Here is a 14,992-nt window from a genome sequence, read left to right on the forward strand (position 1 = left end):
CTCGGCGGACCCGGACAGCGTTTTGGATCACTTGCCCGTGTCCGCCGGCAAGTCGCCACGGTTCACTTGCCCTTGAAGCAGGAGCAGGTCGGGTCGGGCGTCCCCGGCGGCGCGACGGTCACCGTGACGGTCGCGCCGGGCGGCTGATCCGGCTCGTCCGGCTCGACCGGCGTGTCACCGCCCCCGTTCCCTCCGCCGTTGTCGCCGTTGTCACCGCCGGAGCAGTCGCCGAGCACGTCCACCCGGAACCACTCCTTGTTGTCGACCTTGGCGGTCAGGTTCCCGCGCACGCAGTGCCCGTCGACGACGGACCACACCGTCCCCTTGACGGTGATGTCACTGGTGTTGTCGGACCCCTTGCCGTTCCTGGCCTGCCCCTGGCAGTCGACGGTGGCGGCCGCGTCGCGGTCGGGAGAACCGCTGGACGGCGTGACCCTTTCCTTGAAGCGGGCGGTACAGCTGATCCACAGCACGTCGAGATGCTGCCGCTCCAGCTCCTTGGTCGCCATCTCGTCGGTGGTGATCGCGATGGCCGCGGTGTTCATCTCGCTGTCGACGGGATCGCACGCGGCGACCCCGATCACTGCCGCCCCCGCGAACCCGACGGCATACAGCACCCGTCGGCGCCGTCCGCACACGTCCACCGCACGATCGCTTAAGCGCCTCAATGCCCCCATACGCGGCAGAGTGCCACTGCGAGCCGCCTGACGATAGTCCCCTTTGCGTCCACTCCGAACGCCCAGGAAGGCCAGGCCCACGCAAAAGAACGCGCCGGGCAACGCGCACCCGCGCTGTACGGCGAGGGCGGCGTACGGCGAGGACGGCCGTCTCCGTGACCGGAAGTGGCTCAACCTCTACGCGCCCGGAGCCGTCCGCCTGCGCGACGGCGCCCTCAGCCGCGCAGCAGCAGCCACTCCTGCAACTCCACCAAGTTCCCCTCCGGGTCCTTGAGATGGGCGACGCGCATGCGGTCCGTCAGGGGCGCGGGGCCCTGGACGACGACTCCGCCGCGCCCCGCGATCCGTGCGCAGTACGCGTCGAGGCCGTCGACCCGCAGCACCACGAGCGAGCGGTGCCCGGTGGCCGACTCCTCCAGTTCGCCGAGGAGTTCGGCCATCATCGAGCGGTCCTGGAGGGCGATCCCCGCGGAGCCGGTCGCCGGACTGAATTTCTCGTACGGTCCGTCCACCGCCCCCGACTGCGGCTTGAGGCCGAGGACGTCGGCGTAGAAGTGGTAACAGGCGCTGAAGTCCGATACGAGCAGGCGCACTTGGGCCAGTTCCACGGCAACCCCCTTACCCGGCGCGGGGTTTCAGGACCAGCGGCCCGTGCGCCCCAGGAGCAGCGCGGCCGCCGCCGTCCCCGCGGTCGACGTACGCAACACGCTACGCCCCAGGCGGTACGGCCTGGCCCCCGCGGCCGCGAACGCCGCGAGCTCGTCCGGGGAGACCCCGCCCTCGGGGCCGACCACCAGGACGATGTGCCCGGCGGCGGGAAGGTCCGCCGTGGCCAGCGGCTCGCTGCCCTCCTCGTGCAGGACCGCGGCGAAGTCGGCGCCGCCGAGCAGCGCCGCCACCTGCTTGGTCGTCGCGGCCTGTGCCACCTCGGGGAAGCGCACCCGGCGCGACTGCTTGCCCGCCTCGCGCGCCGTGGCACGCCACTTGCCGAGCGCCTTGAGTCCGCGCTCGCCCTTCCACTGCGTGATGCAGCGCGCCGCGGACCAGGGCACGATCGCGTCGACGCCGGTCTCCGTCATGGTCTCGACGGCGAGTTCCCCGCGGTCGCCCTTGGGCAGCGCCTGCACGACGGTGATCCGGGGCTCCTGCGGCGCCTCCTCCTGTACGGGGTCCATCCGCAGGACCAGCCGGTCCTTGCCCTCGGTGTCCAGAACCACGCAGTCGGCCCAGCGGCCGGCGCCGTCGGTCAGGACGACGTCCTCTCCGGCGTGCAGCCGCTTCACGGAGACGGCGTGCCGCCCTTCGGGGCCGTCGAGTACGTAGCGTCCGGCGCCGCCCGCGGCAGTGTTCCCGAAGGTCTCGACGACGAAGACGGGCGCGGTCACGCCTCGCTCCCCGGCTGGGTCCCCTGCTGCCCTTCGGCCGCCAACGCGGCCTTCGCCTCGGCCAGTTCGGCGGCGAGGACCTCCACGAGCTGCCCGGCGGGAAGCTCCCGCGACATGCGGTGGCCCTGCCCCGCCCACAGCGCCATGCCCTGCGCGTCACCGGCCTTGGCGGCGGCCTTGCGCAGGCCGCTGGTGAGGTGGTGGATCTGGGGGTAGGCGGCGGGGGCGTACGGACCGTGCTCCCGCATGAAGCGGTTGACCAGGCCGCGCGCGGGGCGGCCGGAGAAGGCGCGGGTCAGTTCGGTCCGGGTGAACAGCGGGTTGGTCATGGCCTGCTTGTGCAGGACGTTCGCGCCCGACTCGGGACAGACCAGGAAGGCCGTGCCGAGCTGCGCGGCGTCCGCGCCCGCGGCGAGCACCGCGGCGACCTGCGAGCCGCGCATCAGGCCGCCGGCCGCGACGACGGGGATCTGCACGGTCTCGCGCACCTGCGCGATGAGCGAGAGGAGGCCGAGCCCGGCGCCGTCCGTCTCGGGGTTGTCGCGGTGCGTGCCCTGGTGGCCGCCCGCCTCGATGCCCTGCACGCACACGGCGTCGGCGCCCGACCACTGGGCGGTCTGCGCCTCTTCGGGCGTGGTGACGGTGGCGACGGTGACCGTGCCGACCCGCGCGAAGGCGTCGAAGACGTCGCGCGTGGGGCATCCGAAGGTGAACGACACCAGCGGCACCGGGTCCTCGACGAGGATCGCGAGCTTGGCGTCGTAGCCGTCGTCGCGGCCGCTGTCCGGATCGCCGAGCTGCGTCTCGTACCAGGCGGCCTCACCGGCGAGCTGGTTGCGGTAGACGTCGACGGCCGCGGCATCGGCGTACTCGGGCTGCGGCATGAAGAGGTTCACGCCGAACGGCCGGCTCGTGAGCCCCCGCAGCTGTTTGATCTCCTGGTACATCCCGTCGGCGGTTTTGTACCCGGCGGCGAGGAAGCCGAGCCCCCCGGCCTCGGACACGGCCGCGGCGAGCTGGGGGCAAGAAGCCCCGCCCGCCATAGGGGCCTGCACGATCGGAAGGCGGCAGAGATCGGTCAGCGCGGAGGACATAACCGCATCGTGCCACGACCTTTGCGACCGACCGAATCGCGCCCCGGCAGGGGCGCGGGGAACGGCGCGAGCAACCACAAGTGACCCACGGACGACAAGGCGCCCCCGGCACGGGGTATCCGCTGCCGGGGGCGCCAAGAGGCACTGCTTGAGGCGCTACCGCCCGTTGAACGCGTCCTTGAGGCGCGAGAACAGACCCTGCTGTCCCGGCTGGAACTGCCCCGTGGGCCTCTCCTCGCCGCGCAGCTGCGCAAGCTCCCGCAGGACCCGCTCCTGCTCCGCGTCCAGCTTGCTCGGCGTGAGGACCTCGACGTGCACGATGAGGTCACCTCGCCCGCCGCCCCGCAGGTGCGTGATGCCCCTGCCGTGCAGCGGCACCGACTGGCCGGACTGCGTGCCCGGCCGGATGTCGACCTCTTCCATGCCGTCCAGCGTCTCCAGGGGCACCTTGGTGCCCAGGGCCGCGGCCGTCATCGGAATGGTGACCGTGCAGTGCAGGTCGTCCCCGCGCCGCTGGAACACGGCGTGCGGCAGCTCGTGGATCTCCACGTACAGGTCGCCGGCGGGGCCGCCGCCGGGGCCGACCTCGCCTTCGCCCGCGAGCTGGATCCGCGTGCCGTTGTCGACACCGGCGGGGATCTTCACGGTGAGCGTCCGCCGCGACCGGATGCGGCCGTCGCCGGCGCACTCCGGGCACGGGGTGGGCACGACCGTGCCGAAGCCCTGACACTGCGGGCACGGCCGCGAGGTCATGACCTGGCCGAGGAAGGACCGCGTGACCTGCGACACCTCGCCGCGACCGCGGCACATGTCACACGTTTGGGCGGATGTCCCCGGCGCGGCACCTTCACCGCTGCAGGTCGTGCAGACGACCGCCGTGTCGACCTGTATGTCCTTGGTGGTCCCGAAGGCCGCCTCGTCCAGGTCGATCTCGAGCCGGATCATGGCGTCCTGGCCACGGCGCGTGCGCGACCGGGGGCCACGCTGCGACGCCGTCCCGAAGAACGCGTCCATGATGTCCGAGAAGTTGCCGAAGCCACCGGCTCCGAAACCGCCCGCACCGCCGCCGCCCGCCTGGGACAGCGGGTCGCCGCCGAGGTCGTAGACCTGCTTCTTCTGCGGGTCCGACAACACCTCGTACGCGGCGTTGATCTCCTTGAAGCGCTCCTGAGTCTTCGGGTCCGGATTCACGTCCGGGTGAAGCTCACGCGCCAGCCTTCGGAAGGCCTTCTTGATTTCGTCCTGGGAAGCGTCGCGGCGCACGCCTAGTACGGCGTAGTAGTCCGTGGCCACTTACGACTCCGCCAGGATCTGTCCGACGTAACGTGCCACTGCGCGTACTGCTCCCATCGTTCCCGGATAGTCCATGCGGGTCGGGCCGACCACGCCGAGTTTGGCTACTGCCTCGCTGCCCGAACCGTAGCCGACGGAGACCACGGAAGTGGAGCTGAGTCCCTCATGGGCGTTCTCGTGACCGATCCGTACGGTCATGCCCGAATCCGTGGCCTCGCCAAGCAACTTGAGCAGGACGACCTGCTCCTCAAGAGCCTCCAGGACGGGCCTGATGGTGAGGGGAAAGTCATGTCCGAAGCGGGTGAGATTGGCCGTTCCGCCGATCATCAGCCGCTCTTCGGTCTCTTCGACGAGGGTTTCGAGGAGCGTGGAGAGCACCGTCGCCACCGTGCCCCTGTCCTCCGCGTCGAAGGACTCCGTCATGTCCTGCACCAGCTGCGGCACGTCCGCGAAGCGGCGCCCCGCGACCCTGCTGTTGAGCCGCGCCCGCAGATCCGCCAGCGAGGTCTCGCCGAACGGGGCGGGGCAGTCGATCATGCGCTGCTCGACCCGGCCCGTGTCCGTGATCAGTACGAGCATCAGCCGGGCCGGAGCCAGCGAGAGCAGCTCCACGTGCCGCACCGTCGACCGCGTGAGGGACGGGTACTGCACGACCGCGACCTGCCGGGTCAGCTGCGCGAGCAGCCGCACCGTACGCGCGACCACGTCGTCGAGGTCGACGGCGCCGTCGAGGAAGTTCTGGATGGCCCTGCGCTCCGGCGCCGCCATCGGCTTGACGCCCGCGAGCCGGTCGACGAAGAGGCGGTACCCCTTGTCCGTCGGGATGCGCCCCGCACTCGTGTGAGGCTGGGCGATGAACCCTTCCTCCTCGAGCGCCGCCATGTCGTTGCGGACGGTGGCCGGGGAGACCCCGAGGCTGTGCCGCTCGGTGAGCGCCTTGGAGCCGACGGGCTCCTCGGTGCCGACATAGTCGTGGACGATGGCGCGCAGCACTTCGAGCCTGCGTTCACTGAGCATCCGCGCACACCTCCACCTTTTTGCCCTGAAACCTGCCGGTCCTGTGGCCTCGCCTGGCACTCTTGTCGGGCGAGTGCCAGCCAACACCCCGCCCAGTGTACGGCCGCGAGGTACGACCCCGGCAAGGGCCGGACCCCTATGTCGGTCCAACGGCCAGGACAGCGGCTGCCAAGCCGCCCGTGCGGGGCTAGCGTCGGCTTATGGACGTGGCACTTGCTTGGGACGAGGCGGGTTGGGAGCGGCTCGCGCCGCACGTGGGGCGGCGGCGCCTCCCGGTCTGGGACTGTACGGCGGGCCTTGTCGTCGGCGGCGAATCGGCGCTGATGATCGAGGCGGGGGCGACCCTGCGCGAGGGGGCACAGCTGCGCACCCAGGCTCGGGGCCTTCTCGGCGGGGGCCGCCGGGTCACCCACCTCGCCCTGACGCACCCGCACTTCGACCACGTCCTGGGCGCCGCGGCGTTCGCGGGCGTGGAGGTGTACGGCGCGGTGGGCCTGGACACGGTCCTCGTGAAGGGCCGCGACGAACTGCGCGGCGACGCCGTCCGGCACGGCGTCGCCCCGGACGCCGCGGCGGAGGCCGCCGATCTGCTGGTCCGCCCGCACCACTTGGTGTGCGGGGAGTGGACGCTCGACCTGGGCGGCGGGGTGCAGGTCCTGCTCGCGAACGTCGGCCCCGGGCACTCGGGCCACGACATGGCGGTCCTCGTCCCCGGCACGGACAGCTCGCCGGAGATCGTCTTCTGCGGCGACCTGGTCGAGGAGTCGGGCGAACCCCAGGCGGGCCCCGACGCGGTCCCGGGGCGGTGGCCCGCGGCGCTCGACCGGCTCCTGGAGCTCGGCGGCGACGACGCTTTGTACGTCCCGGGGCACGGCGCGGTGGTCGATGCGGCATTTGTCCGTGCGCAACGCGCCACACTGGCGGCCCGCTTCGGCGTGTCGTAGCCGGTCGTACGCCACTTCTCTTATCGTCGTGCGAATGCGCCAGTACTCCGCAGACCTCACCCCGCCGTGGAAGAAGCCCAAGTCCGTGCCGGAGGTCGCCGCGGAGGCGGACCTCGTGGTGGAGGAGCTCGCCACCGGCTTCTGCGGGGCGGTGATCCGCTGCGAGAAGACGGCGGAGGGTCCGACGGTGACCCTGGAGGACCGCTTCGGCAAGCACCGCGTCTTCCCGATGACGCCCGGGGGCTTCGCCCTGGAGGGCCGCACGGTCACCCTCGTCCGCCCGTCCGCCGCCTCGTCTCCGGTACGTCCCACGCGCACCGCCTCCGGTTCGGTGGCCGTGCCGGGGGCGCGGGCCCGGGTCGCCCGTGCGGGGCGGATCTACGTCGAGGGGCGGCACGACGCCGAGCTCGTCGAGCGGGTGTGGGGCGACGACCTGCGGATCGAGGGCGTGGTCGTCGAGTACCTGGAGGGCATCGACGACCTTCCCGCGATCGTCGCCGACTTCTCCCCCGGTCCCGACGCGCGGCTGGGCGTCCTGGTGGACCACTTGGTGCCCGGCTCGAAGGAGTCCAGGATCGCGGCGCAGGTCAGTTCTTCCTCGGCCCTGGTGGTGGGCCACCCCTACATCGACGTGTGGGAGGCGGTGAAGCCCTCGTCGGTGGGGATCGCCGCGTGGCCCCGGGTGCCGCGCGGGCAGGACTGGAAGACGGGCGTCTGCGAGGCGCTGGGCTGGCCCCTGAACACGGGCGCCGCGTGGCAGCGGATCCTGGGCTCGGTGCGCAGCTACCGGGATCTTGAACCGGAGCTTCTGGGGCGGGTGGAGGAGCTGATCGACTTCGTCACCGCGGTCGAGTCCTAGACCGCCGCTTCGCGACGGATCTTTTCCCACCCGCCCACCCACCCGATTACCCCGCGGCTGCCTACCTGGGCCCCCAAAAGCTCTTCGACCCGTCCGGCGCGCCCGAACCTCAGTCCACCAGGTCCCGCACCACCGCGTCCGCCAGCAACCGGCCCCGCAGCGTCAACACCGCCCGGCCCTCCTCGTAGGGACCCGCCTCCAGCAGGCCGTCGGAGAGCGCCCGCCCCGCAGCAGCAAGCCCCGCAGGCCGCAGCAAGGTCAACGGGCACCCTTCGAGCAGCCGCAGCTCAAGAAGGATTCGCTCCACCCGCCGGTCCTCATCGGCGAGGATCTCCCGCCCGGCACCCGGCGAGCGCCCAGCGGCCAGCGCCCCCGCGTACGCCCCGGGATGCTTCACGTTCCACCACCGCACGCCCCCCACATGGCTGTGGGCCCCCGGCCCGGCCCCCCACCAGTCGGCGCCCCGCCAGTACAGCTCGTTGTGCAGGCAGCGCCCGGCCTCGGAGGTGGCCCAGTTGGACACCTCGTACCAGGAGAATCCCGCGCGCCCCAGGACCTCGTCCGCGATCAGATAGCGGTCCGCGTGCACGTCGTCGTCCGTCATCGGCACCTCGCCGCGCCGGATCCGCCGCGCCAGCTGCGTGCCCTCCTCGACGATCAGCGCGTAGGCGCTGACGTGGTCGGGGCCCGCGCCGATCGCCGCGTCAAGCGTGGCCCGCCAGTCGTCGTCGCTCTCGCCCGGCGTGCCGTAGATGAGGTCCAGGTTGACGTGGTCGAAGCCCGCCGACCGCGCCTCCGCCACGCACGCCTCGGGCCGACCGGGCGTGTGCGTACGGTCGAGCACCTTCAGCACGTGCTGCTTCGCGCTCTGCATCCCGAAGGAGACGCGGTTGAAGCCGCCTTCGCGCAGCTCGCTGAGGTACGCCGGGTCGACGGAATCGGGGTTCGCCTCGGTGGTGATCTCCGCGTCGTCCGCGAGCCCGAACTCCTCCCGGACGGCCCCCAGCATGCGGACCAGATCGGCCGCGGCGAGCAGCGTCGGCGTACCGCCCCCGACGAAGACGGTCCGCACCGGGCGCGGGTCGTCGCCCAGGGTCTTGCGCGCGAGCCGCACCTCGTCGATCAAGGTGTCCGCGTAGTTGTCGCGGGAGGCGAGCACGCCGCCGGAGCCGCGCAGCTCGGTCGCGGTGTAGGTGTTGAAGTCGCAGTAGCCGCAGCGCGTGGCGCAGTACGGGACGTGGAGGTAGAAGCCGAGGGGACGGGCCCCCGCTCCCTGCAGGGCGGACGCGGGCAGCGCGCCGTCCTCGGGCATGGGCTCACCATCGGGCAGTGCGGAAGGCATACCTTCGATTGTCCCGCACCGCGGAGGAACCCCGCGCCGCGCGGGCTTCCCGCACCGCCCCAGGGCCTCGCCGCGCGCCCCGCCGCTACTGCGCCTGAAGCACGAGCACCGCCATGTCGTCGTCCGGCGGTCTCTCCGAGAACTCGTGTACCAGCCTCTTGATCCGTTCCGCCACCAGCGCCGCGTCCAGCCCCGCGCAGCCCGCGAACGCCGCCGCGAGGCCGTCCGCGTCGTCGAACATCTGCTGTCCCGCGCGGCGCTCCGTCACGCCGTCCGTGACGCAGAGCAGGGTGTCGCCGGTCCGCAGCTCGAAGGTTTCGCTCGTGTACGTCGCGTCGTCCACGACCCCGAGCAGCAGCTGGGGCGTGGCCGCCGCCCGGACCGTTCCGTCCGGGGAGAGGAGCAGCGGCAGCGGATGGCCGGCGCTGGCCACCGTGCAGCGGACGCCGCCGTCGTCCATGGGCACCAGCTCGCCGTAGAGGAGGGAGAGGAAGCGGGAGGTGGCGCCGTCGGGCGGCAGGCCCTGGCCGCCCGCGACCGCGACCACCGCGGCGGCCGCGTCCGCCGCCTCCGTCGCGTCGTCGAGGAGGAGCTGGTTGAGGCGGTCGAGGACCTCCGCGACCTCGTATCCCTCGCGGGCGAGCAGCCGCAGCCACGGCCGGGCGAGACCGATCACGACGGCCGCCTCGACGCCCTTGCCCTGTACGTCCCCGAGCGCGAAGCAGTAGCGGCCCTTGCCCGCCTGGAACACGTCGTAGAAGTCGCCGCCGGGGCCGCCCTTGTCCCGCGGCTCGTACACCACACCGCTGTGCATGCCGGGGATGTCCGCGACGGAGCTCGGCAGCAGGCCGCGCTGCAGGACCTGGCTGATGGTGGCCTGCCGCTGGTAGCGCCGCGCCGCGCTGATGGCGAGCGCGACGCGGCGGCTGAAGTCCTCGATGAGGCCGGTGACCTCGTCGGCGAAGCGCATCATCCCGGACCGCCCGATGACGAGCGTGCCCAGCGCGCGACCGCCCGCCGTGAGGCGGTACGCCAGGGCCGTGCCGAGCGCCTCCCCCGCCAGCGCCTCGCGGGGCCACGGCACGGGAGCGGCGCCGGAGCCCGCCGAATCGGGCAGCAGGGGCGGGTCCTTCTCCAGACTGCGGCGCAGTTCCTCTATCCGCTGCTCGCTGGTGTGCCAGACGCGGGCCAGCCGGGTCCCCTGCGACCCGCTCGCGGCGTCGCGCGGCGCGACCTCCGGCTCGTCGTCGAGCCACACCGCGCACCAGTCCGCGAGCCGCGGCACGAGGAGCTGTCCGGCCAGGGCGGCCACCAGGTCCTCGTCGAACTGTCCGGCGAGCAGATCGGACGCCTCGGCGAGGAAGGTGAGCGCGCCGCGGTTGACCCACTCCGTGTCGTGCGTGATCCGCTTCGGCAGCGGCGCGAGGATCTCGGCGGCGCGCGGTCCGCGTTGCGCGCCCTGGTCACCCGCGTACGACTCGCTGTCCTGGCCGGCCTGCACGCCCCCGACCAGCAGGCGGGCCCAGACGGACTTGGTGCCGGTGCGGTAGGTGATGCCCCAGGAGTCGGAGAGGGCGGCGACGAGTTGCAGCCCACGGCCGTACTCGGGCATCCCGGGCGGCTGGGGCGAGGGTTCGTTGCGGACCGAGCGGGCGGGGTGGTGGTCGGAGACCTCGATGACCAGGGTGTCGCAGCTCTCCCCCAGACCCGCCTCGTCGAGCCGGCACAGCAGCTCGACCGTGGTGCCCGCGTGCACGACGGCGTTCGTGACGAGTTCGCTGACCAGCAGCACGGCGTCGTCCGCCAGACGGTCGGTGATGCCCGCCGCCGCGGGCACCGCGAGCTCGGTCCAGTCGGCGAGCGCGGCGCGCACGAACCTGCGCGCGGCGGCGGGCGCCATCGGGTTTCCGGGCAGCGATGTGCACACCACCGCCGGCGGGCCGGGCTGGTGCCCCGGCTGGGCGGACGCACGGAAAGTGGTCTCCCGTTGCATCGGAATGGACCCCACGTTTCGGCTCCTGAGCAGTTCGGTCGAATACGCCTCAGGCGACACGGACAGAGTGACAGACTGACCACGCCCATAAGCACCGAGTTACTGAAGTGGGCCGCTATGAGTGAGAACAGTGCTATGCCCGCGCTCGGTTACGGTCGGATTCCGGCACCGAAACCAGCTCCGATACCCTCACCGCCGACCGGACCCGCTCCGGAGACGGCACCAGAAATCACCCCGGAGACCGCCCCGGAAGCGATCTCCGACCTGCGCCCGCTGCTTGCCGCCATGCGGTCGGCCCGGGACGGGGACTTCACCAAGGTCCCGGTGACCGGCCACGGCATCACCGCCGAGCTGCACGCGGTGTTCAACGAGATGCTGGACCGCTCCCTGCACTTCGACGGTGAACTCACGCGCGTACGCCGGGAGATCATCCGGCACGGCCATCTCGACGAGCGGTTCTCCGCGAGTCCGGGCCAGGGCAGCTGGTCGACGCGCATCCTGGACGTCAACTCCCTGCTCGACGCGCTGGTCGCCCCCGCGGCCAACGCGACGCGCGTCCTGAACGCGGTGGCGGGCGGCGACCTCACCCAGCGCGTGGACCTGCACGACGGGAGCCGGGAACTGCGGGGCGACCTGCGGCGCCTGGGCCGCGCGGTCAACACGATGGTCGACCAGCTGTCGCTGTTCACGGGCGAGGTCACGCGCGTCGCCCGCGAGGTCGGCACGGAGGGGCGGCTCGGCGGTCGCGCCAAGGTGCGCGGCCTGTCGGGCAGTTGGCGTGACGTGACGGAGGCCGTCAACACGATGGCAGCCCGGCTCACCGCCCAGGTGCGCGACATCGCCCTGGTGACGACGGCGGTGGCGCAGGGCGACCTGACACGGACGGTGACGGTCGAGGCGACGGGCGAGCTGCTGGAGCTGAAACTGACCGTCAACACGATGGTCGAGCAGCTCTCCGCGTTCGCAGCCGAGGTGACGCGTGTCGCCCGCGAGGTGGGCACCGAGGGCCAGTTGGGCGGCCGGGCGCAGGCGCGGGGTGTGTCGGGGGTCTGGAAGGACCTGACCGACAACGTCAACTTCATGGCGTCGAATCTCACCTCTCAGGTGCGCAACATCGCCCAGGTCACCACGGCCGTCGCCAACGGCGACCTGAGCCAGAAGATCACCGTCGACGCCCGGGGCGAGATCCTGGAGCTGAAGTCGACGGTGAACACGATGGTGGACCAGCTCTCCGCGTTCGCCGACGAGGTCACCCGCGTGGCCCGCGAGGTGGGCACGGAAGGAAACCTGGGCGGTCGCGCTCAGGTGCGCGGCGTGTCCGGTGTGTGGAAGGACCTGACCGACAACGTCAACTTCATGGCGGACAACCTCACCTCTCAGGTGCGCAACATCGCCCTCGTGTCGACGGCCGTCGCCCAGGGCGATCTGGGCAAGAAGATCACGGTCGAGGCGAAGGGCGAGATCCTCGAACTGAAGTCGACCATCAACACGATGGTGGACCAGCTCTCCGCCTTCGCCGACGAGGTCACCCGCGTCGCCCGCGAGGTCGGCACGGAAGGAAACCTGGGCGGCCAGGCCCAGGTGCGCGGCGTGTCCGGCGTATGGAAGGACCTCACGGACAACGTCAACTTCATGGCGCTCAACCTCACCTCCCAGGTGCGCAACATCGCCCAGGTCACCACGGCCGTCGCCAACGGCGACCTGTCGAAGATGATCACGGTGACGGCGCGCGGCGAGATCCTGGAGCTGAAGGACACCGTCAACACGATGGTGGAGCAGCTGCGCGCCTTCGCGGACGAGGTGACCCGCGTGGCCCGCGAGGTCGGCACGGACGGCCGGCTCGGCGGCCGGGCCCAGGTGCTCGGTGTGTCGGGCGTGTGGAAGGACCTCACCGACAACGTCAACTACATGGCGGACAACCTCACCGGTCAGGTCCGCAACATCGCGCAGGTGGCGACGGCGGTGGCCCAGGGCGACCTCTCCAAGAAGATCGACGTGGACGCGCGCGGCGAGATCCTGGAGCTGAAGACCACCATCAACACCATGGTGGACACGCTGTCCTCCTTCTCCTCCGAGGTCACCCGCGTGGCCCGCGAGGTCGGCTCCGAGGGCCAACTGGGCGGTCAGGCAAGGGTCGAGGGCGTCTACGGCACGTGGAAGCGCCTGACGACGAACGTGAACGAGCTGGCCCTGAACCTCACCACGCAGGTCCGCGCGATCGCCGAGGTCGCCTCGGCCGTGGCGCAGGGCGACATGACCCGTTCCATCACGGTCGAGACCCGCGGCGAGGTCTCCGAGCTCAAGAACAACATCAACGTCATGGTCTCCAACCTCCGCGAGACCACCCGCGCGAAGGACTGGCTGGAGTCGAACCTCGCCCGTCTGGCGGGTCTGATGCAGGGCCACCGTGACCTGATGGAGGTCGCCGACCTGATCCTGCGCGAGCTGACCCCGCTGGTGAACGCGCAGTACGGCGCCTTCTTCCTGGCCGACCCGGAGGCGGGGGACGCCACGACGCTGCAGACTCCCCCGGTCAAGGGGCTCGCCTTCATCGCCGGGTACGGCTCGGCGCAGGGCTCGGTCGTCGACACGGGCGCGATGCCCGCGCACGGCCTGGTGCGCCAGGCGGCCCTGGAGAAGAAGCGCATCCTCGTCGACGAGGTGCCGCCCGACTACATCAAGATCACTTCGGGGCTCGGGGACGCCGCACCGGCCAGCCTGGTGATCATCCCCATCCTCTTCGAGGACAAGCTGCTCGGCGTGATCGAGCTGGCCACGTTCTCCCGCTTCTCGGACGTGCACCTGGCGTTCTTCGACCAGTTCGTGAGCACGATCGGCGTCGCGATCAACACCATCATCGCCAACTCCCGTACGGAGTCACTGCTCAGCGAGTCCCAGCGGCTCGCCACGCAGCTCCAGGACCGCTCGGACGAACTCCAGCTCCAGCAGGCGGAGTTGCAGCGCTCGAACGCCGAACTGGAGGAGAAGGCGGCCCTGCTCGCCACCTCTTCGCAGTACAAGTCCGAGTTCCTCGCGAACATGTCGCACGAGCTGCGCACCCCGCTGAACTCCCTGCTCATCCTGGCCCGGCTGCTCTCCGACAACCCCGACAGCCATCTCTCCGACCAGGAAGTGCAGTTCGCGACCACGATCCACCGCTCGGGCTCCGACCTCCTCCAGCTCATCAACGACATCCTGGACCTGTCGAAGATCGAGGCGGGCCGGATGGACGTACGTCCCAAGAAGCTCCCCCTGATCAAGGTCCTCGACTACGTCCACGCGACGTTCCGGCCGCTCACCCTCGACCGCGGGCTCGCCTTCGAGGTGTCGGTCGGCGAGGACGTGCCGCGCGAGATGTTCTCGGACGAGCAGCGGCTCCAGCAGATCCTGCGCAACCTCCTGTCGAACGCGGTCAAGTTCACCGCCAGCGGCGGCGTCGAGCTGCGCGTGAGCCGCGTCAAGAGGACCGGCGACCGGCTCCACGAAGGCGGCGACCGGCTCTGCTTCGCCGTGAAGGACACCGGCATCGGCATCCCGGCCGATCAGCTGCCCGCCATCTTCGAGGCGTTCCAGCAGGCCGACGGCACCACCAACCGCAAGTACGGCGGCACCGGCCTCGGCCTCTCCATCAGTCGCGAGATCGCGGGACTCCTCGGCGGTCGCATCACGGCGGAGAGCACCCCGGGCCAGGGCTCCACCTTCACGCTGTACGTCCCCGTGGTGCACCCCGGCCACGGCCCCGCCGCCGCGGCGTACGCGGCGACCAGGTCGCTCACGACGCCGGAGCCGCACGACGACCGGATCGCCATGACCCCGCACACCTTCCACGAACAGAACGACAGCTGGCCGACGCCCACCAAGCTGGAGGAGTACCGGGAAGGCTCGGCCGGCCGCATATTGCGCGGGCGCCGCGTCCTGATCGTGGACGACGACATCCGCAACGTCTTCGCGCTCACCCATGTGCTGAGCCGCGTCGGCATGCCCGTCCTGTACGCGGAGAACGGCCGCGAAGGAATCGAGACCCTGGAGCGCAACCCCGACACCGACCTCATCCTGATGGACATCATGATGCCGGAGATGGACGGATACGAGACCATCGCCGCGATCCGCCGCACCCCCCGCTGGACCGGCCTTCCCATCATCGCGCTGACCGCCAAGGCCATGCCCGGCGACCGCGAGAAGGCCATCGAGCAGGGCGCCAGCGACTACGTACCCAAGCCGGTGGACGTGGACCAGCTGCTCACCGTCGCCTGCGCCCTTCTGGCCCCCGAAGGCGACGGCACGACGGAGCCGGACACGCCCGCCACAACAGACGAACCCGTTGCACCGGAACCGGCAGACGCTCATGGGGAGATCGCCGTTCCGCCGACGCCCGAGTGAGGCACCGC

Annotated in this window: 11 protein-coding genes; 3 read left to right on the forward strand and 8 right to left on the reverse strand. The window is 71.3% G+C overall.

Going from position 1 to position 14,992, the window contains the following annotated elements; translation table 11 throughout:
• Window positions 1–62: 62 nt before the first annotated feature.
• The 6 genes from ACZ6ZP_RS04275 to hrcA all read right to left on the reverse strand — a co-directional run bounded on the left by ACZ6ZP_RS04275 (window position 63) and on the right by hrcA (window position 5,466).
• Window positions 63–617 carry a hypothetical protein gene (locus ACZ6ZP_RS04275; RefSeq protein WP_351160417.1) on the reverse strand — a complete coding sequence of 185 codons (555 nt, stop codon included), beginning with the start codon at window positions 615–617 and terminating at the stop codon, window positions 63–65.
• Between the two features lie 275 nt (window positions 618–892).
• Window positions 893–1,285 carry a VOC family protein gene (locus ACZ6ZP_RS04280; RefSeq protein ID WP_351160419.1) on the reverse strand — a complete coding sequence of 131 codons (393 nt, stop codon included), beginning with the start codon at window positions 1,283–1,285 and terminating at the stop codon, window positions 893–895.
• A gap of 27 nt (window positions 1,286–1,312) precedes the next feature.
• A complete protein-coding gene (locus tag ACZ6ZP_RS04285; protein WP_351160421.1) occupies window positions 1,313–2,062 on the reverse strand; it encodes a 16S rRNA (uracil(1498)-N(3))-methyltransferase in 750 nt (249 codons plus the stop codon).
• Window positions 2,059–3,156 carry a nitronate monooxygenase gene (locus ACZ6ZP_RS04290; protein ID WP_351160424.1) on the reverse strand — a complete coding sequence of 366 codons (1,098 nt, stop codon included), beginning with the start codon at window positions 3,154–3,156 and terminating at the stop codon, window positions 2,059–2,061. Before ACZ6ZP_RS04290 ends, ACZ6ZP_RS04285 begins: the two co-directional genes overlap by 4 nt.
• Before the next feature lie 156 nt (window positions 3,157–3,312).
• On the reverse strand, window positions 3,313–4,449 hold the full coding sequence (gene dnaJ, locus ACZ6ZP_RS04295; RefSeq protein ID WP_351160426.1) for a molecular chaperone DnaJ: 1,137 nt from the start codon (window positions 4,447–4,449) through the stop codon (window positions 3,313–3,315).
• Window positions 4,450–5,466 (reverse strand): heat-inducible transcriptional repressor HrcA, encoded by a 1,017-nt coding sequence (gene hrcA / locus ACZ6ZP_RS04300; protein ID WP_351160429.1) that lies wholly within the window; start codon window positions 5,464–5,466, stop codon window positions 4,450–4,452.
• 200 nt (window positions 5,467–5,666) lie between these two features.
• Here hrcA and ACZ6ZP_RS04305 point away from each other — a divergent pair, with 200 nt between their 5' ends.
• Both ACZ6ZP_RS04305 and ACZ6ZP_RS04310 read left to right on the forward strand, forming a co-directional pair.
• Window positions 5,667–6,410: an MBL fold metallo-hydrolase gene (locus tag ACZ6ZP_RS04305; RefSeq protein ID WP_361462400.1), complete on the forward strand. Its 744-nt coding sequence runs from the start codon at window positions 5,667–5,669 to the stop codon at window positions 6,408–6,410.
• A 34-nt stretch (window positions 6,411–6,444) separates the two neighbouring features.
• Window positions 6,445–7,269, forward strand: a complete 825-nt coding sequence (locus ACZ6ZP_RS04310; RefSeq protein WP_366461939.1) for a DUF3097 domain-containing protein — start codon at window positions 6,445–6,447, stop codon at window positions 7,267–7,269.
• 109 nt (window positions 7,270–7,378) lie between these two features.
• Here ACZ6ZP_RS04310 and hemW read toward each other — a convergent pair whose 3' ends face one another.
• Window positions 7,379–8,611 (reverse strand): radical SAM family heme chaperone HemW, encoded by a 1,233-nt coding sequence (hemW, locus tag ACZ6ZP_RS04315; RefSeq protein ID WP_383818831.1) that lies wholly within the window; start codon window positions 8,609–8,611, stop codon window positions 7,379–7,381.
• Window positions 8,612–8,696: 85 nt separating this feature from the next.
• Window positions 8,697–10,619 (reverse strand): SpoIIE family protein phosphatase, encoded by a 1,923-nt coding sequence (locus ACZ6ZP_RS04320; protein ID WP_399977486.1) that lies wholly within the window; start codon window positions 10,617–10,619, stop codon window positions 8,697–8,699.
• 270 nt (window positions 10,620–10,889) lie between these two features.
• Here ACZ6ZP_RS04320 and ACZ6ZP_RS04325 point away from each other — a divergent pair, with 270 nt between their 5' ends.
• Window positions 10,890–14,984 carry a HAMP domain-containing protein gene (locus tag ACZ6ZP_RS04325; protein WP_351160440.1) on the forward strand — a complete coding sequence of 1,365 codons (4,095 nt, stop codon included), beginning with the start codon at window positions 10,890–10,892 and terminating at the stop codon, window positions 14,982–14,984.
• The last annotated feature ends 8 nt before the right edge of the window (window positions 14,985–14,992 follow it).

This window comes from Streptomyces sp. NPDC054047 (assembly GCF_055585065.1).

Coding starts and splice junctions, on each gene's coding strand:
- ACZ6ZP_RS04290 (WP_351160424.1), bottom strand. CDS start 3,156: ATGTCCTCCGCGCTGACCGATCTCTGCCGCCTTCCGATCGTGCAGGCC.
- hrcA (WP_351160429.1), bottom strand. CDS start 5,466: ATGCTCAGTGAACGCAGGCTCGAAGTGCTGCGCGCCATCGTCCACGAC.
- ACZ6ZP_RS04325 (WP_351160440.1), top strand. CDS start 10,890: ATGCGGTCGGCCCGGGACGGGGACTTCACCAAGGTCCCGGTGACCGGC.
- ACZ6ZP_RS04305 (WP_361462400.1), top strand. CDS start 5,667: ATGGACGTGGCACTTGCTTGGGACGAGGCGGGTTGGGAGCGGCTCGCG.
- hemW (WP_383818831.1), bottom strand. CDS start 8,611: ATGCCTTCCGCACTGCCCGATGGTGAGCCCATGCCCGAGGACGGCGCG.
- ACZ6ZP_RS04310 (WP_366461939.1), top strand. CDS start 6,445: ATGCGCCAGTACTCCGCAGACCTCACCCCGCCGTGGAAGAAGCCCAAG.